The organism is Microbacterium sp. CCNWLW41 (assembly GCF_037083505.1).
Window position 1 is genome coordinate 72,105 of the sequence record NZ_JBAOJP010000014.1, and the last position, 20,369, is coordinate 92,473.

The following is a 20,369-nucleotide window of genomic DNA, read 5'->3' on the forward strand; positions in this document are numbered from 1 at the left end:
GGTTCCTCTCAGTCGACCGGGATGAGCGTGTACTTGGTGGACAGGAACTCGTGGATGCCCTCGAACCCGCCCTCGCGGCCGATCCCGGACTGCTTGACTCCGCCGAACGGGGCGGCGGCGTTGGAGACGACCCCCACGTTCAGCCCCATCATGCCCGTCTCGAGCGCGTCGATCATCCGGTGACCGCGCTGCAGGTCCTCGGTGAACACGTAGGAGACGAGCCCGTACTCGGTGTCGTTGGCCAGGCGCACGGCCTCGGCCTCGTCGCGGAAGGTGGCGATCGCCAGCACCGGGCCGAAGATCTCCTCCTTCAGGATGGCGCTGCCGGCCACCACGTCGGTGAGGACCGTCGGGGCGTAGAACGTGCCCTCCCCCTCGATCGCCGTGCCGCCGGCGAGCAGCCGCGCGCCGCGGTCGACGGCGTCGCCGACGAGCTCGGCCGCCTTGTCTACGGCATCGGAGTCGATCAGCGGGCCGATGGTCACGCCCTCCTCGGTGCCGCGGCCGACCTTCATCGCCTGCACGCGCTCGGTCACCCGGCGGGCGAACTCCTCGGCGACGTCCGCGTGGACGATGAAGCGGTTGGCCGCCGTGCAGGCCTGGCCGATGTTGCGGAACTTCGCCGCCAGTGCGCCCTCCACGGCCTTGTCCAGGTCGGCGTCCTCGAACACGACGAACGGCGCGTTGCCGCCGAGCTCCATCGAGACGCGCAGCACGCCCTGGGCCGCCTGCTCGATGAGGCGCTGGCCGACCGGGGTCGAACCGGTGAAGGAGAGCTTGCGCAGGCGCGGGTCGGCGATGATCGGCCCGGACAACGCCCCGGAGCGGGACGTCTGCACGACGTTGACCACGCCCTTGGGCAGCCCCGCCTCCTCCAGCAACGTGGTGAAGAAGATCGTGGTGAGCGGCGTCAGTGCCGGGGGCTTGATGACCACCGTGCAGCCGGCGGCGAGCGCCGGGGCGATCTTCCGCGTCGCCATCGCGAAGGGGAAGTTCCACGGCGTGATGAAGAACGACGGTCCGACGGGACGCTGCGAGACGACCATGCGGCCCGTGCCCTCGGGGTTCAGGCCATAACGGCCGGAGATGCGCACGGCCTCCTCGCTGAACCAGCGGAGGAACTCGCCGCCGTAGGCGACCTCGCCGCGGGCCTCCGCGAGGGGTTTGCCCATCTCGAGGGTCATCAGCAGCGCCAGGTCCTCCTTGTGGGCCTGGACGAGGTCGAAGGCGCGGCGCAGGATGTCGCTGCGGGTGCGGGGCGGGGTCGCCGCCCAGGCGTCCTGCGCGGCGACGGCGGCGTCGAGGGCGCGGATGCCGTCCTCGGGAGTCGCGTCCGCGATCGAGCGGATCACGGCTCCGGTGGACGGGTCCTGCACGTCGAAGGTGCGCTCGGTCTGCACCCACTCGCCGCCGATGAAGAGGCCGGTGGGGACGCGGTCGAGCAGCTCCTGCTCGACCGGTGCGATCTGCGTGGTCATGGATTCTCCTCCGTGGGTGGCGGGTCGGTGCCGGCGTGCCGGCGGAACGGGGTCAGCGGCGGGGTCGGCGGGCGCTCAGCGGAGCGTCCGTGCCGAGGGTCTCCCCCCGGAAGAACGCCGGTCGGCGGACGGCCTGCCAGACCATCACGACGATGCCGAGCAGGATCACGGTGACGCCGAGGACGAACACGAGCCCGAGGCCTCCGATGCTCGAGCCGCTGCCGTAGTCGGGGCTCATCGAGTCGATCAGGGTCGTGACGAACAGCACGGCCAGGATCACGCCGCCGACGAGCGGGAACAGGAAGGTGAAGAAGACGTTGCGCGCGGAGTCGAACCACTGCTTGCGGAAGTACCAGACGCACGCGAACGCGGTGATGCCGTAGTAGAAGCAGATCATCATTCCCAGCGCCGTGATCGTGTCCCACAGCACGTCCTCGCTGAGGAAGCGCATCACCGCGTAGAAGGCGCTGGCGACGATCGCCGAGACGATCGTCGCGTATCCCGGCGTGAAGAAGCGCGGGCTCACCTTCGAGAACGTCGACGGCAACGCGCCGTAATGGCCCATCGCCAGCAGCGTCCGTGCGGGCGAGACGAACGTCGACTGCAGGGACGACGCGGAGCTGGTGAGCACCGCGAGGGAGACCAGGAACGCCAGCGGGCCGAGGATCGGGCCGGACAGGTGGAAGAACACGTTCTCCTGGATGTCCTCGTTGCCCAGGCCCAGCGCGCCGGTGCCGACGCCGGAGAACATGATCATCGCGACGGCGAGCAGCAGGTACAGCGCGACGATCGTGAGGACGGTCACGGTCGCCGCCCGACCGGGCGTGCGCTCCGGGTCCTTCGTCTCCTCGTTCATCGTGAGGGTGACGTCCCAGCCCCAGAAGATGAAGATCGACAGCGACAGTCCCGCCGCGAAGGCGCTGAACGACGACACCGCGAACGGGTTGAACCACTGCCAGTCGAACGGGGTCGGATCGAACGCGTCGCCGGAGGCCCCCTTGACGATCGCGGCGACCGCGAAGAACAGCAGGACCAGGATCTGGAACCCGACGAGGAAGTACTGCAGCTTCTGGGTGGTCTGCATGTCGCGGTAGGAGATCACCGTGGCGCCGAGCATGAAGAGCAGGCACACGAGAATGTTGATCCACGTGACGCCAGCGAGGTCCGCGATCGCCGCGTTGCCCGTCACCTGCGCGATGAGCAGGAACAGGAACTCCACCGCGATGCCGGCGAGGTTCGACAGCACGAGGATGGTGGCGGCGATCAGCCCCCACCCGGCCATCCACCCGATCCACGGGCCGAAGGCCCGCGAGGCCCACGTGAACGAGGTGCCGGAGTCGGGCATCCGCCGGTTGAGCTCGCGGTACCCGAATGCGACGAGGAGCATCGGGAGGAAGCCGACGAGGATGATCGCCGGCACCTGCAGCCCGACCACGGACGCGGTCGGGCCCACGGCGGCGGTGAAGGTGTAGGCCGGCGCGACGCAGGAGATGCCGATGACGACGGCGCCGATCAGGCCCACCGTCCCGGCGCTGAGCCCCTTGCGGGAGATCCCGCCGGTCACCCCGGACTCGGGCTCCGTCGCCCCGGGGCCGGGCTCCGTCGCCCGTGTGGTGTCGGTCATGCGGGGTCTCCTCCGAGGGGGTGGCCCGCGGCTCGGGTGCGCGGGACGACGATCATCGGGACCGGCAGCACGTGCAGCATCTTCGCCGCGGTGGAGCCGAGGAACAGACGCCGGGGCTGGGCGAGCCGGCTGGATCCGACCAGCACGACCTCACCGGGCTGCCAGTCGAGGTGCGCGACGGCGTCCTCGACGCTGTCGCCGGGCGCGCGCTCGACCTCGGCCGAGACGCCGGCGGGCAGGGCGGCCCGCGCGGCGGAGAGGACGTCCTCTCCGTGCTCGTCCCCGGCGATGCGGATCGCTCCGGTGTCGAGCCCCGGGGGCACGTCGAAGGGCATGAGGGAGACCAGTCGCAGCGTCGCACCGGCGGCGCCCGCGAGACCCACTGCCTCGTCGAGCAGCACGTCGGCGCCGGGCCGGGTGCCGAGGGCGGCGGTCACGCGGGTGAGCGCGGTGGCCGGGTCGGCCGCCCCGCCGGCCGGGACCAGTGCGACCGGAAGGGTCGACGAGTGCAGCAGCTCGGAGGCGACGCTGCCGAGCCGGTGGCGGCCCAGGAGCGCCCCGCCGGCGGCACCGACGACGATCATCCGCGCGCCGAACTCCTCGCCCGCCGCGACCAGCCCCTCCGCGAACGACTCGCCGAAGCGGACGTGGGCGCTGCGAGGCACGTCCTGCGGAAGGGTGCGCAGCGCCTCGTCCAGCCAGGTCCGCGCCTGGCCCCGGATCACGTCCTCGTAGGCGCGGTCCGGCGCGACGGCAGCGCTGCGCGTGCCCTCGCGGGGAAGGACGATCACCAGGTGCAGCCGCGTGCCCAGGGCGCGCGCGAGGCGCGCCCCGAACACCGCGGCGTCGGAGCCGGCATCGGTCGCCGTGTAGCCGACGACGATGCCGGCGCTCATGCCCGGCTCGCTTCCAGGATCTCGCGCGCGGCCCGCCGTCCCATCCGGATCGCTCCGTCCACGTGCTGGAAGCCCGCTCCGGCCATGTCGCTGCACGCGAAGTGAATCGGGCCCACGGGCGCGGGCAGATCCGCCCCGTAGCGGTGCAGCCCGCCGAGGTCGAAGCTGGCGGCGTAGGCCCCGCGGGTCCACTCCTCCGAGCCCCAGTCGCTCTCGTAGTAGACGACCGGGTTCTTGGCCTCGGGGCCGTAGTAGTGCGACAGCGACTCGAGGATGCGCTCCTTGCGCTCCTCGGCGGTGAGCGAGAAGAGGTCGTCGGCGTTGTGGTCGGACACGAAGCCGACCAGCGTTCCGCGCTCGTCGCCGTGGTTGGTGTTGTCGTACGCCTCGTGCGACAGCTCGTACGGGCTGAAGGCGGTGCCGCTGAGTCCCTGCTCGCGCCAGAACGGCCGGTCGTACACCGCGTGCACCTTGATGACGAAGCCCATCGACAGGTGCTGGTGGAGCTGGTGCTGGCGGCGGGGCAGGGCCGGGACGAAGGAGATCCGGCTGTAGAGCACCGGCGCGTGCGCGAGGATCGCGTACCGCGCGCGGACCGTCACCTCGTCGGTCACGGCGGTCACGCCGCTCTCGCCCCATTCGAGCGTGCGCACCGGCTGGTTCAGCAGCACGTCGTCGCCGAGCCGCTCGGCGAGCAGCAGCGGGACCTGCTGGAGCCCGCCGACGACGCGCTTGTCGAGGATGAAGTCGGCGTCCACGAGGTGCGAGTAGGACCCGGCCGAGGCGGCCATGTGCAGCGACTGCAGGAGGGAGAAGGAGTGCGTCGGCTTGGTGAGCATCGCCGAGCCGGTCGCGAAGGCGAGGTTGCGGACGGCCTCGTCGTCGTCGGTCTGCGCGCGGAGCCACGCGTCCCAGGAGATCGCGTCCCATTCGGCCGCCTTCTCGTGGGCCCACGGGCGCTCGGGATCGATCTCGGCGACCATGGCGTCGAGGCGCTCGGTGATCTCGGCGATCACGCGCTCCGTCTCGGCCGAGACGGGGAACATCTCGCCGGTGAAGCGCTTGGCGACGCCGTCCGGGCCGACGTAGACGCTGTCGCCCTCGCGGTAGCGGCTGAAGGTCTCCAGCCCCAGGTCGGCGATCGTCTCGATCAGCGCGTCCTGGTCCGGCGAGACCCACTGGCCGCCGATTTCCAGCATGGCGCCCTCGATGACGTCCGTCCACAGTCGTCCGCCCACGCGGTCGCGCGCCTCCAGCACGGCGACGGACAGACCCGCCTTGCGCAGCTCGTTCGCCGCGGTCAGGCCCGCGGCGCCCGCGCCGACGATGACGACGTCGCGGCTGATCTCCTGGGTGGTCGGTGACACCGTGGTCATGGGTACTCCTTCGTCGGCGGGGATGGACGGTCCGCAGCGCGGACGGGAATGTGTCGACCGCGGCCCGGCATCCCCCGATCCCGGCCGCGGTCGACGGTCTCAGGCCCCGGCGAGCGCGTCGGCCACGACGTCGAGCCCCTCGCGGAGCAGGTCGTCGCCGATCGCGAGCGGCGGGAGGAAGCGGATGACGTTGCCGAACGTGCCGCAGGTCAGCACGATGACGCCCTGGGCGATCGCCGCCTTGGCGACGGCCGCTGTGAGCGCCGCGTCGGGTTCGCCGGTCTCGGGGTCCACGAACTCGGCGGCGATCATGGCGCCGTGCCCGCGCACGTCGCCCACGCGCGGGTCCTTCTCCTTCAGCGCGGTGAGGCGCTCGACGAGGATCGCGCCGACCCGCTGGGCGCGCTCGATCATCCCCTCGTTCTCGAAGGCGTCGATCGCGGCGAGCGCGGCGGCGCACGCGACGGGGTTCCCGCCGTACGTGCCGCCGAGACCGCCCGCGTGGGCGGAGTCCATGATCTCGGCACGGCCGGTGACGGCCGCGAGCGGCATGCCGCCGGCGATCCCCTTGGCGGTGGTGATGAGGTCCGGCTCGATGCCGAAGGTCTCGCTCGCGAACATCGCGCCGGTGCGCGCGAACCCGGTCTGGACCTCGTCGGCGATGAAGACCACGCCGTGGGCGCGGCACCAGTCGACGACGGTGTTGAGGAAGCCGTCCGCGGGGACGATGAAGCCGCCCTCGCCCTGGATCGGCTCGATGATGACGGCGGCGAGGTTGTCGGCGCCGATCTGCTTCTCCACGAGCGTGATCGCCCGCTTCGCCGCCTCGGGGCCGGTGAGGCCGTCGCGGAACGGGTAGGAGCCGGGGACGCGATAGACCTCGGGGGCGAACGGGCCGAAGCCGCTCTTGTAGGGCATCGACTTGGCGGTCAGCGCCATGGTGAGGTTGGTGCGTCCGTGGTAGCCGTGGTCGAAGGCCACGACGGCCTGACGGCCCGTGTGCTTGCGCGCGATCTTGACCGCGTTCTCCACGGCCTCGGCGCCCGAGTTGAACAGGGCGCTCTTCTTCGCGAAGTCGCCGGGGGTGATGCGGTTCAGGGCCTCGGCGACCGCGACGTACGACTCGTACGGGGAGATCATGAAGCAGGTGTGCGTGAGCTGCGCGGCCTGCGCGGCGATGGCCTGCGCGACGGCGGGGTGGGCGTTGCCCACCGTGGTCACGGCGATGCCGCTGCCGAGGTCGATGAGCGAGTTGCCGTCGGCGTCCACGACGACGCCGCCGCCTGCGGCCACGGCGGCCACGGGAACGGTGTGGCCGACGCCGGCCGCGACGGCGTCCGCCTTGCGCGCCAGGATGGCCGCGGATCGCGGGCCGGGGAGCTCGGTGACGAGACGGCGCTCCTGAGGGAGCGTCGGTCCACCGGCAGGGATCGTGGAGGTCTCATCGATGAGGGTCATGCCGCCGAGGCTACGACCACGGCGGGGCGGATGCACTCGCCGGAACGTACAATTGTGAAGCAGTTTTCGCCCGTCCGTATAACCCCGATTCGCGAGGAGAGTCGCCGTGGACACCGCCTCACCCCCCACGCTCCGCACTCTTCTCGATCGCCGCGACCTCCGCCTGCGTGCGATACCGTCGCTCGGCATCGCGGATCCCGCCCTCGACCACCCGGTCCGCTGGGTGCACAGCTCCGACCTCGCCGACCCGACCCCGTTCCTCGCCGACGACCTCGTCCTGCTGACCACGGGGACGCAGATGACGGACGCCGAATCCTGGTCCCCCTACGTCGCCCGCCTGGCCGCCCGCGGCGTGGTCGCCCTGGGCTTCGGGGCGGACGTGCACCGCGCCGGCGTGCCGGACGAGCTGGTGCGGGCCTGCGGCTCCCACGGCCTCGCGCTGTTCGAGGTTCCCTACGGCACTCCCTTCATCGCCGTGGCCCGCGCTCACGCGGAGGCGATCGCCGCGCAGGCCTACGCCCGGCGGACCTGGGCGCTGGAGACCCAGCGCGCCCTGGCGATCGCCGCCCTGCGGCCTCGCGGACTGGAGTCCACGCTCAGCGAACTGGCCCGACGGCTCGGGTGCTGGGTCGGCATGTTCGACGCCGCGGGCGCCGTCGCACACGCGCATCCGGCCGAGGCGGATCCTCCCGCGGACATCGCCGCCGCCGCGCGCGAGCTGATCGCCCGGGGCGGCTCGGCGAGCCGCACGATCGAGCACGGCGAGGGCGCGTTCACCCTGTTCACGCTCGGCCGCACCGGACACCTCCGCGGGGTCATCGCGATCGCCGCGGCCGCCCTCGACTCGGAGACCCGCACCGTGGTGACCTCCGTGATCGCCATGGCCGGGCTGTCCCTGGAGCAGAGCGATCAGCTCGCCCGGAGCCGACGGCGACTGCACACCCAGCTGCTCGCGTCGCTCCTCGACGACGACCCCGCGCTCGCCCGGCGCGTGCTCGGCGCCCTCCCCCCGGCGCCCGTCATCGTCGCGGTCGCCACCGGGGGCCACGACACGGCGGTGCTGGAGTGGTGGGATCGACGCCGCGGCGCCTCCCCCGCCTTCGTCGCGGAGTCCGACGAGGGCGTCGTGATGTGCGTCACGGAGGGCGACGCACATGCGCTGGACGAGCTGGCCCGGCATGCCGGCGTCGCGGTCGGCGCCTCCGACCCGCACGAGTACGCGTCCTTCTCCCGCGCCCATGCGCAGGCGCTGACGACGCTGCGCCGCTCCCCCGCTGGCGGGCGGGTGGCGCGGTACGGCGACGAGGCCTCGGCGACGATCCTGGAATCGCTCGCCACCGACGCCGCTCGCCTCGCCGCGGAGTCGCGGCTGTCCGCGCTCCGCCGGCACGACGCCCTCGGCCCGGCCGCCGACGGATCCGGCGGCCGGGGCGCCAGGGGCGGGGAGCTGGAGCGCGCGCTGCGCGTCTGGCTCGATCACGACGCCCGACTCGAACCGGCCGCCGCCGCGCTGGGCGTGCACCGCCACACGCTGCGAACCCGCATCGCCCAGGCCGCCGAGCTGCTGGGGATGGACCTCGCCGCGTTCCCGGCTCGCGCCGAGCTCTGGACCGCGCTGCGCCTCTCCGACCCTCCGGCCTGAGCCGCCGCGCCCATCGCCCGTGTCCGCGGCGTCAGGGTCAGGACGACAGGGCGGCGAGGAGATCGTCGGCCGTTCCGGAGAACTCCGGGCCATGGCCGGGCAGGAGCCGCCGCTCGCGCAGGCCGCGCAGCCGCTCCAGGCTGCCCGGCGTCACGGCCGGCTCGTCACTGAAGGGCCCGATCCCGACGCCCGTCCGACCGGTCAGCACGTTGCGCGTGGTGACGGCGTCGCCGAGGAACAGCGCGTCGGCGGACGGGACCCGGATCGCCACGGATCCCGGCGAGTGTCCGGGGATCCCGATGATCTCGGGGCGCCCGGGGAGATCCAGCACGTCGCCGTCGACCATGGTGCGCACCTCGGTCACGGGACGCGTCCGGATCGCACCGCGCCGCAGCGCCGCCCCGAGGAACCGCAGGACCGGACCGAGGCGCCACGCCCCGCCGGGAGCGTGCGACGAGCTCGTGCCCCGCGCCCGGTCGGCGTCCGCCTCGTGGACGTACACCGGCACGCCGTAGGTCCGGCGCAGCCACTCCGCCACTCCGATGTGGTCGCTGTCGCCGTGCGTCAGGACGACGCCGCGGATGTCCCGGAGCGTGCGGCCGGCCTCCACGAGCGCCCGCTCCAGTCGACGGCGGTCGCCGGGCAGTCCCGCGTCGATGAGGGTGACTCCGTCAGGGGTCACGATCGCGTGCATCGCGACGATGTCGTCGCCGATCCGAAGAAGCTGCGTGGTCATGAAGGCTACGTTACATAGCTTTCATGGCTACGGTCAATAGCCTATTGTGGACGGGAGACACCCGAGGAGGCCCGATGCCCGCACCGCAGCGCGTAAGCACGGGGACGCTCGTGCGCGCCGTCCGCGGGGTCGCCGAGAGGGAGGGCCTGGACGCGGTGACGATGAGCACCGTGGCCGCGGCCGTCGGCGTGCGCCCGCCGAGCCTGTACAAGCGCGCCGAGAACCGGCTCGCGCTGCTGCGGCTCGCCGCGGACGACGCGGCCGCGGAGCTGACCGGGATGATCGACGCGGTGGCCGCATCCACTCCGGACCCGCGCATGCGGCTCGTCGGGATCGCACAGGCGCTGCGCACGTTCGCCGCCCGCTCCCCCCGGGTCACGACGCTGCTCTTCTCCGCCGAGGACACCGGGCCGTCCGCCGGGGCGACGGCGCCCGTCATGCGGATCCTCCTGGAGACCATGACGACGATCGCCCCGGACGACCCCCTCTCCGCCGCCCGCACGCTGACCGCCTGGGCCTACGGGTTCTGCACCATGGAGCAGAGCGGCGCCTTCCGCCAGGGCGGCGACGTCGACGAGGCGTTCGCGCGCGGGCTCGACGCCGTCCTGCGCGGGCTCGGCGCCTGAGCCTGCGCGGACCGGCGCGCTCGCCTCCGACCGGCGCAGCCCGGGACGCTCCGCGGGGTCCGTCGTCGGCGAGGTTGTCCGAGAGGATCCCAAGCACGCGCGTCCGCACGTCCCGGCCGTCGTGGTCGAGCGCGCGGTCACGTAGGGTGGGCACCGTGGCCCCGATTGATGAGCTCATCCGCGTCGCCGAGCGTGCCGCCGACGGCACGGCGGACGCCGCCCATGACGCCCTGACCGCGCTCCCCTGGCTCGGCGCGTCGATCGACGACGACCGTGCGGCGGACCGGTTCTCCCGCTGGGGCGTGTCTACCGTGATCGACGAGAAGACCGGCGGCGAGATCATCCCCCGTGCCGTGTTCGAGGCGCTGCACGAGCGCGCGGGGCTCCCGGCGTCCTGGCCGGTGGGCAACGCGGGGCTGCTTCACGGCTACGGGTACCTGCTCTCGACCATGCCCACGCCGTACGGCCTGAAGCGCGACCGCTGGCTCGGCGACGCGCTGGCCGTCTCGCTCGGCCTGCCCGCGGACCACTTCCTGCCGTGGAGCGGATCGACCACCCTGCTCGCCCGCGCCGAGGCGGCGGCCGCGTCCGTGCGGGACGCCGCCGAGTTCGCCTGGTTCGCCCCGGTGGACGGCCGGGCCACCCACACCGCCCTCGGCGCGGAACGCGGCGGGTTCCGCGCCCTCGTCCACGCGGTCGCGCCGACTCCGGGCGCCTCCCCGCTCCTGGTGACGACCTTCCCCGTCGCCGATGTGTCCGCCCTCCGCCGCGAGCTCGACGAGGCCTCGGCCCGCCTGCGCTGGAACGCGGCCTAAGCCTCGTTTCGGGGCCCTTCCCGGGGCCGGCGCGCGCCGCCCGGCGCCCCGGGTCCCCGATTCGCGCCCCAAAAGCCGGCCGAGCGGGTCAGGCGGGGGCGTGCGCCTCCAGGAACTCGTACACGTCCGTCGTGTCCACGCCGGGGAAGGATCCGGTCGGCAGGGTCGCGAGCAGCGTCCTCGGCGTCCGCACGTTCGGCCAGGAGTTCTCCCGCCACCGCTGCTCCAGCTCGGCGGGCGCTCGGCGGCAGCACGCCTCGACCGAGTGCTTCGACACCCCGCGGTTCGGGGTGTCGCGGCCCACGAACCACTTCGTGTCGTCGAAGCGCACGCCCACGCTGACCGAGTGCAGCCCCTCGCTGGAGGGCTCCACCCGCGCGGTGCACCAGTAGGTGCCGTTCCCGGTGTCGGTGTACTGGAAGTACGGGTTGAACCGGTCCTCGATGTCGAAGACCACCCGGCTCGTCCACCGCCGGCAGCACATCTGCCCTTCGATGGATCCGAGCCGGTCCGTCGGGAAGTTCACGTCGTCGTTCTCGTAGGCCTTGGTGATGGTGCCGGACTCGTGCACCTTCAGGAAGTGGACCGGGATGTCCAGGTGTCGGGTGGCGAGGTTGGTGAACCGGTGGGCGGCCGTCTCGTACGAGACCGAGTATGCGTCGCGCAGGTCCTCGATGGAGATGGCTCTCCGGGACTTTGCGTCCTGCAGCACCGGGACCACGTGCGCCTCGGAGATCAGCAGGGCGCCCGTGAGGTAGTTCGTCTCCACCCGCTGGCGGAGGAACTCCGCGTAGCTGCGGGGCTCGCCGTGTCCGAGGATCCGGCTGGAGAGCGCCTGCAGCACCGCCGTGCGGGCATCGCCCTTGGCCGGCACCGACTTGGGGAGATACAGCCGCCCGTGCGCGAGGTCGGCGACCGAGCGGGTGGACTGCGGCAGATCCGAGGCGTAGTGGAGCGTGAAGCCGAGGTAGGCCGCGATCTCGGAGGCGGTGCGCTGGGTGAGCGGACCGCCCGGATGACCGACGGCGTCGAGGATCTGCGCCGCCTTCGCCTCCAGCTCCGCGAAGTAGTTGTCCTGACGGCGCATGAGATGGCGCAGCTCCAGGTTCGCTCTCCGGGCCTCCTCCGGTGTCGCCGCGCGCTCGTCGCGCAGCCGTTCGATCTCGCCGTGCAGCGCGAGCATGGCGGCCAGCGCCTCGGACGGCACGGACTTCCCGATCCGGAACGGCTCGATGCCGAGCGTCTGGAAGGTCCCCCCGCGCATCGCCCGCTCCAGGGCGATCTCCAGGGTGCTGCGCTCGTCGAGCGGGCCGTGCTCCAGCAACGCGTCCAGCGACGTGTCGAGGGCCCGCGCAATCGCCTGCAGGAGCGTGAGCTTCGGCTCCCTCTTGCCGGTCTCGATCATCGAGATCTGGCTCGGCGCGCGATCGACGGCGGTCGCCAGAGCCTCCAGCGTCATCCCGCGGGTGGTCCGCAGCTGTCGGATGCGGCGCCCGATGGTGAGCGCGTCGGTGTTGTCGTCCACGGGGCGATTCTGTCACAGAAACAGAAATTCGGAAGAAATTCACACCCGATCCGACCGGATCCGACCTCGAACTTCACACAGAGTGGGAGCACGCCATCCGGCACCGATGCCGGTTCCCCGAAGGAGACGCCATGACGAACACCGCACCCCGCCCCGCCGGCCTCCGCGCGGGCGACCAGGTCCAGACGGCCGCCGAGCTCCGCGAGAGCTGGGAGAACGACCCGCGCTGGGACGGGATCGAGCGCACCTACACCGCCGAGGACGTCGTCCGCATCCGCGGCTCCGTCCGCGAGGAGAACACGCTCGCCCGCCGCGGCGCCGAGAACCTGTGGAACCTCCTGCACACCGAGGACTACGTCCGGGCGCTCGGCGCCTACACCGGCGGGCAGGCCGTGCAGCAGGTCCGCGCGGGCTTGAAGGCGATCTACCTCTCCGGGTGGCAGGTGGCCGCCGACGGCAACCTCGCGGGCCAGACGTACCCGGACCAGTCGCTGTACCCGGCGAACTCCGTGCCGTCGGTGGTCCGCCGCATCAACAACGCGCTGCTGCGCCAGGACCAGCTCGAGCACGCGGAGGGCGAGGTCACGCGGGACTGGCTCGCCCCGATCGTCGCGGATGCGGAGGCCGGGTTCGGCGGGCCGCTGAACGCCTACGAGCTCGCCCAGTCGCTCATCCAGGCCGGCGCCGCGGGGATCCACTGGGAGGACCAGCTGGCGAGCGAGAAGAAGTGCGGCCACCTCGGCGGCAAAGTCCTCGTGCCCACTCAGCAGCACATCCGCACGCTGAACGCCGCCCGTCTCGCCGCCGACGTCGCCGGCGTCCCCACGGTGATCATCGCCCGCACCGACGCCCTCGCCGCCGACCTGCTCACCAGCGACGTCGACGAGCGCGACCAGGCGTTCACCACCGGCGAGCGCACGAGCGAGGGCTTCTACCGGATCCGCGCCGGGATCGAGTCGGTCATCAGCCGCGGCCTGGCCTTCGCGCCCTACGCCGACCTGCTGTGGGTCGAGACCGGCGAGCCCGACATCGCGCTCGCCCGCGAGTTCGCCGCGGCGATCCACGCGGAGTTCCCCGGCAAGATGCTCGCCTACAACTGCTCGCCGAGCTTCAACTGGAAGCGCCACCTGTCCGACGCCGAGATCGCGACGTTCCAGCAGGAGCTGGCGGAACTGGGATACCGGTTCCAGTTCATCACGCTGGCCGGCTTCCACGCCCTGAACCACTCGATGTTCGACCTCGCCCGCGGATACGCCGAGCGCGCCATGAGCGCGTACGTCGAGCTGCAGGAGGCGGAGTTCGCCGCCGAGGCCTCCGGATACACCGCCACCAAGCACCAGCGCGAGGCGGGCACCGGCTACTTCGACGTCATCTCCACCGCGCTCAACCCCGACAGCGCCACTCTCGCCCTCGCCGGCTCCACCGAGGCCGCGCAGTTCCACTAAGCCGCCGCGGATGCCGCATCCGTCGAGACCCCCTCGGCCTCCCGAGACCCCCTCCGAATCACGCATCTCCGAGGGGGTTTCGGGGCCAAGAGGGGGTCTCGACACCACCACCGGCTCCGCTCACAGAACAGGACTCCCACTATGAGCATCACCGCCCCCACCACCGCCACCCGCAGCACCGGACCGTCCATCGAGATCACCGGCCCCCGCCACGACCGGTTCGACGAGATCCTGACGCCCGAGGCGCTGGCCTTCCTCACCGAGCTCCACCACCGCTTCGCCGGGCGGCGTCACGACCGGCTCGCCGCCCGGATGCGCCGCCGCTTCGAGATCGGCAACGGGCACGACCCGCGCTTCCGCGACGACACGGCGCACATCCGCGAGGACGCCGACTGGCGCGTCGCCGGCGCCGGGCCGGGCCTCGAGGACCGTCGCGTCGAGATCACCGGCCCGACCGATCCGAAGATGACGATCAACGCCCTGAACTCCGGCGCGAAGGTGTGGCTGGCCGACCAGGAAGACGCGACGAGCCCCACCTGGCGCAACGTCATCGGCGGCCAGTTGTCGCTGCGCGACGCGATCCGGGGGGAGCTCACCCACACGAGCGCCGAGGGCAAGGAGTACCGCGTCACGGCGGAGACGACGCCGACCATCGTGATGCGCCCGCGCGGGTGGCACCTGGTGGAGAAGCACCTGGAGTTCACCGACCGGACCGGACGGACCCTGGCCGCCTCGGGATCCCTCGTGGACTTCGGCCTGTACTTCTTCCACAACGCGCAGGCGCTCATCGACGCCGGGCGCGGCCCCTACTTCTACCTCGCCAAGCTGGAGTCCAGCGAGGAGGCGAAGCTCTGGGACGACGTGTTCACGTTCAGCGAGGACTACCTCGGGATCCCGCACGGCACGATCCGCGCCACGGTGCTGATCGAGACGCTGCCGGCCGCGTTCGAGATGGACGAGATCCTGTTCGAGCTGCGCGACCACTGCGCAGGGCTGAACGCCGGACGCTGGGACTACATCTTCTCCATCATCAAGAACTACCGCGGGCGCGGGGCCCGGTTCGTGCTCCCGGATCGCAGCGAGGTCACGATGACGGTGCCGTTCATGCGGGCGTACACGGAGCTGCTCGTGCAGACGTGCCACCGGCGCGGCGCCTACGCGATCGGCGGCATGAGCGCCTTCATCCCGAACCGGCGCGACCCCGAGGTCACCGCCCGGGCGATCGAGAAGGTGGCCGCCGACAAGAAGCGGGAGGCCGGGGACGGGTTCGACGGCACGTGGGTCGCCCACCCGGATCTGATCCCGACCGCGCAGGCCGAGTTCGACGCCGTGCTGGGCGAGCGCACGAACCAGCTCGATCGCCGGCGCGATGACGTGCAGGTGCGGGCGGAGGACCTCCTGGACGTGCACATCGGCCGTCCGATCACCGCGGCGGGCGTGCGCGACAACGTCTCCGTGGCGATCCGCTATCTGGAGGCATGGCTCCGCGGTCAGGGAGCGGTGGCGATCGACAACCTCATGGAGGATGCGGCGACCGCCGAGATCTCCCGGTCGCAGGTGTGGCAGTGGATCCACCAGGATCGGGAGACGGAGGACGGCACCGCCATCACCGTGGAGTACGTCGAGGCGTTGATCGCGGAGGTGCTCGCCGAGGTCCGCGCGGGCTCCGCGGGTGAGTCGGGCGCGACGGGCTCCGCGGGCGCGACGGGATCGTCGGAGGCGACGGGATCGGTCACGGGCTCGTCCGCCGAACGCACCTCGGACCGGTTCGACGACGCCGCGGAGGTGTTCCGCGAGGTGGCGCTGCGCGAGGAGTTCCCGGCCTTCCTCACGCTGGGCGCATACTCGAAGCACCTGACCGAGACGGACTGATCGCCTCGATCCCTTCCATCGAGTGGTCAGTTTCTGCGGGTTCGGCGCCGTTCGACCCACAGAAACTGACCACTCGCGACGACGCGGCGCCGATCGCGCGATCCCGAGGAGCCGACATGACCGAGTCCACCGCCGACCTCTACGACCGTCTCGGCGAGGCGCTGCAGTCCCTCCCGCTGCAACTGCGCTCGTTCGGCGGACGGGCGGCGTTCTCCGGCCCCGTCCGCACGGTGCGGTGCTTCGAGGACAACGTCGTCCTGAAGTCCGTCCTGGAGACGCCGGGCGACGGGGCCGTGCTGGTGGTGGACGGCGGCGGATCCCTCGACCGCGCCCTGATGGGCGACATGATCGCCGGGCTCGCCGTGACGAACGGGTGGGCCGGCGTCGTCATCCACGGCGCGATCCGCGACAGCGTCGAGATCGCCCGGCTGCCGCTCGGGGTGAAGGCCCTCGGCACCAACCCGCGCAAGAGCACGAAGGAGGGCGCCGGCGAGGTCGACGTGGAAGTCGCGTTCGGCGGCGTCGTGTTCCGTCCGGGCGCACGCCTCGTCGCCGACGAGGACGGGATCCTCGTCGAGCGCTGAGGGATCCGCCCGAGGTCGCGGCGCTCGCCTGACCGCCCCACGCGGCCCCGGCTGTTGACCCGGGCGTACGCTGGCCGCATGAGTGAGTCCCCGGACGCCGTCCCCTCCGTCGCCGTCGACCTCGTGGGCGAGTTCCTCGCCCGTTCCGCGCACGGCGCACGCCTGATCGCGGTCGCCGGAGCCGACGCCGACCGGGTGACCGCGTTCGCGGCACGGCTGGCGGAGGCGTTCGCCGGCCACGACGTCGTGGCCGATGTCGCCGACGCCACGGGCAAGGACGAGGCCGCCCTGCGCACGGAGGTCGTCGCGCCGTATCGGGCCTCCCGCGTGGACGCGGTCCGCATCGTGACCGGCGACGCCGGACTGCTGACCCCTTCGGCGCGCGGCCTCTGGCACCAGTCGATCTGGGTGCTCGCCGGCGACGAGCCGCCGCACACGGCGGCGGACGCCCTCGTGGATCTGACCGACCCAGAGCGCCCGACCCGACGCTTCGGCGACTACTGCGCGGTGCCGCCGGGCCACCTCGCCTGACACCGCGGCACGACTCCCTCTTACGGGATCCGCCGCACCGCTGCCGGGCCCCGGGCCCGCGACCCGGTAGCGTGCACTCATGCCGAAACGATCGCCGTGGCCCGCCGCCGCCGGATGCCCACGGACGCGATGCCCGTGACCCGTCGTCATCGCCGCCCGCTCGCCCGCCACGCCGCGTTCCGCTCCCCTGGGGTCCTCCGCCAGCTCCTCACCGTGCTGGGAGCCGGCGCCGCGTCCGTCCTCGTCGCCGCCCTCGCCGTCGGTGCCTTCGTCCTCTCGGAGTTGACCGGGAGCCTCGCCGAGAACACCGTGTCGCTCGGGCAGGACGCCGCGATCCCCGCCCAGCCGCCCGGCATCGGCGCCTACAGCGGCGGCTTCGACGTCGTGATCACGGGTATCGACGAGTGCGGGCCGATCACCACGCCGCTGTTCGGCGACCGGTGCGCCGATCCGGAGAGCGACGTGCCGCTCAACGACGTCAACCTGCTGGTGCACGTCTCCGACGCGCCCCGCCGCGTCACGGTCGTCTCCTTCCCCCGCGACCTCATGATCTCCATCCCCGCGTGCACGGACGACGACGGCGACGAGACCTCGCCGATGTGGCGGGCGCAGATCAACACGGCGTTCGCGACCGGAGGGCTCCCCTGCGTGGCGAAGACCCTCGGCGATCTGGCGGGGATCACGGTCGGCTACGCGGCGAAGCTCGGCTTCGACGACGTCATCCAGATCACCGACGCGATCGGAGGGGTCGAGGTCTGCATCGGCGGCACCGGGATCAGCGACGAGCACACGAGCCTGGAATGGGAACCCGGCAACCGCGTGATCCAGGGGCTGGACGCGCTGCAGTTCCTGAGGACCCGCCACGGTGTCGGCGACGAGAGCGACCTCGGGCGCATCTCCAACCAGCAGCAGTACATGTCGCGCCTGGCGCGGAAGGTGGTCAGCGACGAGGTGCTCGGCGACCCCGCGAAGCTGCTGCGGATGGCCACCGTGGTCACGGACAACGTCGTCACCAGCGACACCCTGCAGGACCCCGTGCTCCTGGTCCGGATGGCACTCGCGCTGAAGAGCGTGCCCTTCGACGACTACGTGTTCCTGCAGTACCCGACCTTCCCGGATCCGTCCGATCCGAACCGTGTCGTTCCCGACGAGGACTCCGCGGAGATCCTGTGGGCCGCGATCGCCGCCAACCAGCCGCTGCGGCTCACGGGGGACGTCTCCCCCGTGGGCGGGGCGGAGCTTGTGCCCGACCCCAACGCCCCCGTCGACCCCAACGCCCCCGTCGACCCCAACGCCCCCGTCGACCCCAACGCCCCCGTCGACCCCAACGCGGTCGAGCCACCGGAGCCGCCGCCGGGCGCGGTCGTGGACGGCCGTCTGGAGCTTCCGCCGTCGATCACCGGCACGACGCCCGGCGAGCTCACCTGCTCGGGTGGAAACGCCTGATCCGCGTCGTCCGCTCCGCCGCGTCGTCGAGTGGTCAGTTTCTGTGGGTTGAGAGCCCGCGAACCCACAGAAACTGACCACTCGGCATCCGTGCGGCGGCGGGCGGGGAGAATGGGAGCATGCGCACGCTGCTCAACATCATCTGGCTGGTCTTCGCCGGCGTGGGCCTCTTCCTCGCCTACGTGCTCGCCGGGATCCTGCTGTGCATCCCGATCATCACGATCCCGTGGGCGATCGCCTCCTTCCGCACCGCGCGCTACGTGATCTGGCCCTTCGGCCGCACGATCGTCGCCAAGCCCACCGCGGGCGTCGGCTCGTTCCTCGGCAACGTGATCTGGGTGATCCTGGCCGGGTGGTGGCTGGCGCTCGGGCATATCGTCTCGGGGATCGCGCTGTGCATCACGATCATCGGCATCCCGATGGCGATCGCGGATTTCAAGATGGTCCCGATCTCGCTCATGCCGCTCGGCAAGGACATCGTCTCGACCCGGGACGGCGCGTTCGACCGCACGCTCGGAGGCTCCTCGACACGGGGATGACCCGGCGCAGGGCGCCCGGGTACGCTTTCCCGTGTGACCGAACGCGCGCCTCTCTCCCGCAAGCTCTCCGCCATCGCCGAGTCCGCCACGCTCAAGGTGGACGCGAAGGCCAAGTCCCTCAAGGCCGAGGGCAAGCCCGTCATCTCGTATGCCGCAGGCGAGCCCGACTTCGCCACACCGCAGTTCATCGTGGACGCGGCCGCCGAGGCCCTCGCCGACCCGGCGAACTACCGGTACACGCCTGCCGCGGGCCTGCCGGCGCTACGCGAGGCCATCGCCGCCAAGACGCTGCGCGACTCCGGGCTCGAGGTCTCTCCGAGCCAGGTCATCGTCACGAACGGCGGGAAGCAGTCCGTCTACCAGGCGTTCCAGACCGTCGTGAACCCGGGCGACGAGGTGCTGCTGCCCGCGCCGTACTGGACGACGTACCCGGAGGCCATCCGCCTCGCCGACGGCGTGCCGGTGGAGGTCTTCGCCGGTGCCGACCAGGACTACAAGGTCACGGTCGCGCAGCTCGAGGCCGCCCGCACCGAGCGCACCACGGTGCTTGTGTTCGTCTCCCCGTCCAACCCGACCGGCTCGGTCTACACCGCCGAGGAGACGCGAGCGATCGCCGAATGGGCGCTCGAGCACGGCATCTGGATCATCAGCGACGAGATCTACCAGAACCTCACCTACGACGGCGTCGGGGCCACCTCGGTCGTGCAGGCCGTCCCCGAGGTCGCCGGGCAGACGATCCTCGTCAACGGCGTGGCGAAGACCTACGCGATGACCGGATGGCGCGTGGGCTGGATGGTCGGTCCCGCCGACGCGATCAAGATCGCCGGCAACCTGCAGTCGCACCTCACGAGCAACGTGAACAACGTCGCGCAGAAGGCGGCGATCGCGGCCCTCACCGGTCCGCAGACCGAGGCTGAGCAGATGCGCGAGGCCTTCGACCGCCGCCGTCGACTCATCGTCTCCGAGCTGTCCAAGATCGAGGGGCTGGTCGTGCCCGACCCGCACGGCGCGTTCTACGTGTATCCGGACGTCCAGGGACTCCTCGGCCGCTCGTGGGGCGGCGTGACCCCGACGACCTCGCTGGAGCTCGCAGACCTCATCCTCGAGCAGGCCGAGGTCGCCGTCGTCCCGGGCGAGGCGTTCGGGCCCTCGGGGTACATCCGCATGTCGTACGCGCTCGGCGACGACGCCCTCCTGGAGGGCGTGCAGCGACTCCAGCGTCTGTTCTCCTGATCGGACGGGTTCACCGAGACCCCCTCTCGCCGTCGAGACCCCCTCTCACCCACGCGGGTGTGAGGGGGTATCGGCGTTGCGAGGGGGTTTCGGACGTCGAGGGAGAGGCAGGCGCGGAAAGGTCAGCCGCGGAAGCCGATCAGCCAGCGCACGCCGTATCGATCCGCGACAGACCCGTCGTGGTCGCCCCAAGGACGCTTCTGCAGCGGATCGATGATGCGCCCGCCGACGGCGAGCTGCTCGTACCAGCGGGTGAGCGTCTCGGGCTCGGCGGTGCCCAGCAGCGCGAGGAACATCCCGCTCATCTGGACGCCGTCCTGGTCGGCGCCGGCGTCGGCACCGGACACGGCGACGGGGCCGTGCAGCTCTCCGTGCGCGATCGCGTCTCCCGGACCATCGCTGCGGCCGCCCTCGGCATACGTGAACGTCATCAGCTCGCCGCCGAACACGCTCCGATAGAACTCCAGGGCCTCGGCCGCGTTGCCGGGAAAGAGCAGGTACGGAGCGGGTGCGGTCATGCGGGCGAGCCTACGCGGTGGCTGA

Annotated in this window: 18 protein-coding genes; 10 read left to right on the forward strand and 8 right to left on the reverse strand. The window is 71.9% G+C overall.

All coding sequences use genetic code 11. The features are described 5' to 3' along the window. Nucleotides 1–8: 8 nt before the first annotated feature. From V6R91_RS33640 to gabT, 5 genes are all read right to left on the reverse strand, one after another. Nucleotides 9–1,478, reverse strand: coding sequence for an NAD-dependent succinate-semialdehyde dehydrogenase (locus tag V6R91_RS33640; RefSeq protein ID WP_336398939.1), 1,470 nt, complete (start codon nucleotides 1,476–1,478; stop codon nucleotides 9–11). Nucleotides 1,479–1,530: 52 nt separating this feature from the next. Continuing rightward, nucleotides 1,531–3,102, reverse strand: coding sequence for an APC family permease (locus V6R91_RS33645; protein ID WP_336398940.1), 1,572 nt, complete (start codon nucleotides 3,100–3,102; stop codon nucleotides 1,531–1,533). Beyond that, entirely contained in the window at nucleotides 3,099–3,998 is a 900-nt protein-coding gene (locus V6R91_RS33650; protein WP_336398941.1) for a universal stress protein, read from the reverse strand. The genes V6R91_RS33645 and V6R91_RS33650 overlap by 4 nt, the downstream gene beginning before the upstream one ends. Next, a complete protein-coding gene (locus V6R91_RS33655) occupies nucleotides 3,995–5,374 on the reverse strand; it encodes a flavin monoamine oxidase family protein (protein ID WP_219085189.1) in 1,380 nt (459 codons plus the stop codon). Before V6R91_RS33655 ends, V6R91_RS33650 begins: the two co-directional genes overlap by 4 nt. Nucleotides 5,375–5,473: 99 nt before the next feature. Next, on the reverse strand, nucleotides 5,474–6,832 hold the full coding sequence (gabT, locus tag V6R91_RS33660; protein ID WP_271062740.1) for a 4-aminobutyrate--2-oxoglutarate transaminase: 1,359 nt from the start codon (nucleotides 6,830–6,832) through the stop codon (nucleotides 5,474–5,476). 106 nt (nucleotides 6,833–6,938) lie between these two features. Between gabT and V6R91_RS33665 the strand changes: the two genes are divergently transcribed. Beyond that, complete coding sequence (locus tag V6R91_RS33665) at nucleotides 6,939–8,474, forward strand: PucR family transcriptional regulator (RefSeq protein ID WP_336398942.1); 1,536 nt, start codon at nucleotides 6,939–6,941, stop codon at nucleotides 8,472–8,474. Nucleotides 8,475–8,511: 37 nt separating this feature from the next. On the opposite strand, the gene V6R91_RS33670 is transcribed toward V6R91_RS33665, so the two are convergent. Continuing rightward, on the reverse strand, nucleotides 8,512–9,210 hold the full coding sequence (locus tag V6R91_RS33670; protein WP_271062738.1) for an MBL fold metallo-hydrolase: 699 nt from the start codon (nucleotides 9,208–9,210) through the stop codon (nucleotides 8,512–8,514). A 74-nt stretch (nucleotides 9,211–9,284) separates the two neighbouring features. On the opposite strand from V6R91_RS33670, the gene V6R91_RS33675 reads away from it, so the two are divergent. Both V6R91_RS33675 and V6R91_RS33680 read left to right on the forward strand, forming a co-directional pair. Next, the gene (locus tag V6R91_RS33675) at nucleotides 9,285–9,836 is read left to right on the forward strand and encodes a TetR/AcrR family transcriptional regulator (protein ID WP_336398943.1); all 552 of its coding nucleotides are present in this window, start codon (nucleotides 9,285–9,287) and stop codon (nucleotides 9,834–9,836) included. Between the two features lie 155 nt (nucleotides 9,837–9,991). Beyond that, nucleotides 9,992–10,651: an amino acid deaminase gene (locus tag V6R91_RS33680; protein WP_336398944.1), complete on the forward strand. Its 660-nt coding sequence runs from the start codon at nucleotides 9,992–9,994 to the stop codon at nucleotides 10,649–10,651. Nucleotides 10,652–10,739: 88 nt separating this feature from the next. On the opposite strand, the gene V6R91_RS33685 is transcribed toward V6R91_RS33680, so the two are convergent. Next, nucleotides 10,740–12,176, reverse strand: a complete 1,437-nt coding sequence (locus V6R91_RS33685; protein WP_336398945.1) for a helix-turn-helix domain-containing protein — start codon at nucleotides 12,174–12,176, stop codon at nucleotides 10,740–10,742. Between the two features lie 131 nt (nucleotides 12,177–12,307). On the opposite strand from V6R91_RS33685, the gene aceA reads away from it, so the two are divergent. The 7 genes from aceA to V6R91_RS33720 all read left to right on the forward strand — a co-directional run bounded on the left by aceA (nucleotide 12,308) and on the right by V6R91_RS33720 (nucleotide 19,826). Continuing rightward, complete coding sequence (gene aceA, locus V6R91_RS33690) at nucleotides 12,308–13,621, forward strand: isocitrate lyase (RefSeq protein WP_231821429.1); 1,314 nt, start codon at nucleotides 12,308–12,310, stop codon at nucleotides 13,619–13,621. Nucleotides 13,622–13,762: 141 nt separating this feature from the next. Beyond that, complete coding sequence (gene aceB, locus V6R91_RS33695; protein WP_336398946.1) at nucleotides 13,763–15,493, forward strand: malate synthase A; 1,731 nt, start codon at nucleotides 13,763–13,765, stop codon at nucleotides 15,491–15,493. 116 nt (nucleotides 15,494–15,609) lie between these two features. After that, nucleotides 15,610–16,077 carry a ribonuclease E activity regulator RraA gene (gene rraA, locus V6R91_RS33700; protein WP_336398947.1) on the forward strand — a complete coding sequence of 156 codons (468 nt, stop codon included), beginning with the start codon at nucleotides 15,610–15,612 and terminating at the stop codon, nucleotides 16,075–16,077. 78 nt (nucleotides 16,078–16,155) lie between these two features. Beyond that, nucleotides 16,156–16,608, forward strand: a complete 453-nt coding sequence (locus V6R91_RS33705; protein ID WP_271062982.1) for a hypothetical protein — start codon at nucleotides 16,156–16,158, stop codon at nucleotides 16,606–16,608. A gap of 96 nt (nucleotides 16,609–16,704) precedes the next feature. After that, nucleotides 16,705–18,054, forward strand: a complete 1,350-nt coding sequence (locus V6R91_RS33710) for an LCP family protein (protein ID WP_336398948.1) — start codon at nucleotides 16,705–16,707, stop codon at nucleotides 18,052–18,054. Between the two features lie 119 nt (nucleotides 18,055–18,173). Next, entirely contained in the window at nucleotides 18,174–18,593 is a 420-nt protein-coding gene (locus V6R91_RS33715; RefSeq protein ID WP_067243285.1) for a YccF domain-containing protein, read from the forward strand. A 33-nt stretch (nucleotides 18,594–18,626) separates the two neighbouring features. Then, nucleotides 18,627–19,826, forward strand: coding sequence for a pyridoxal phosphate-dependent aminotransferase (locus V6R91_RS33720; protein WP_336398949.1), 1,200 nt, complete (start codon nucleotides 18,627–18,629; stop codon nucleotides 19,824–19,826). A 122-nt stretch (nucleotides 19,827–19,948) separates the two neighbouring features. Here the strand turns inward: V6R91_RS33720 and V6R91_RS33725 are convergent, their stop codons facing one another. Then, nucleotides 19,949–20,344 carry a VOC family protein gene (locus tag V6R91_RS33725; RefSeq protein WP_271061588.1) on the reverse strand — a complete coding sequence of 132 codons (396 nt, stop codon included), beginning with the start codon at nucleotides 20,342–20,344 and terminating at the stop codon, nucleotides 19,949–19,951. Nucleotides 20,345–20,369: the final 25 nt, after the last annotated feature.

Bases quoted from the DNA above. Each gene is read 5' to 3' on its own strand.
- V6R91_RS33640 (WP_336398939.1), bottom strand. From the start codon at position 1,478: ATGACCACGCAGATCGCACCGGTCGAGCAGGAGCTGCTCGACCGCGTC.
- V6R91_RS33645 (WP_336398940.1), bottom strand. From the start codon at position 3,102: ATGACCGACACCACACGGGCGACGGAGCCCGGCCCCGGGGCGACGGAG.
- V6R91_RS33650 (WP_336398941.1), bottom strand. From the start codon at position 3,998: ATGAGCGCCGGCATCGTCGTCGGCTACACGGCGACCGATGCCGGCTCC.
- V6R91_RS33655 (WP_219085189.1), bottom strand. From the start codon at position 5,374: ATGACCACGGTGTCACCGACCACCCAGGAGATCAGCCGCGACGTCGTC.
- gabT (WP_271062740.1), bottom strand. From the start codon at position 6,832: ATGACCCTCATCGATGAGACCTCCACGATCCCTGCCGGTGGACCGACG.
- V6R91_RS33670 (WP_271062738.1), bottom strand. From the start codon at position 9,210: ATGACCACGCAGCTTCTTCGGATCGGCGACGACATCGTCGCGATGCAC.
- V6R91_RS33675 (WP_336398943.1), top strand. From the start codon at position 9,285: ATGCCCGCACCGCAGCGCGTAAGCACGGGGACGCTCGTGCGCGCCGTC.
- aceA (WP_231821429.1), top strand. From the start codon at position 12,308: ATGACGAACACCGCACCCCGCCCCGCCGGCCTCCGCGCGGGCGACCAG.
- aceB (WP_336398946.1), top strand. From the start codon at position 13,763: ATGAGCATCACCGCCCCCACCACCGCCACCCGCAGCACCGGACCGTCC.
- rraA (WP_336398947.1), top strand. From the start codon at position 15,610: ATGACCGAGTCCACCGCCGACCTCTACGACCGTCTCGGCGAGGCGCTG.
- V6R91_RS33705 (WP_271062982.1), top strand. From the start codon at position 16,156: ATGAGTGAGTCCCCGGACGCCGTCCCCTCCGTCGCCGTCGACCTCGTG.
- V6R91_RS33715 (WP_067243285.1), top strand. From the start codon at position 18,174: ATGCGCACGCTGCTCAACATCATCTGGCTGGTCTTCGCCGGCGTGGGC.
- V6R91_RS33725 (WP_271061588.1), bottom strand. From the start codon at position 20,344: ATGACCGCACCCGCTCCGTACCTGCTCTTTCCCGGCAACGCGGCCGAG.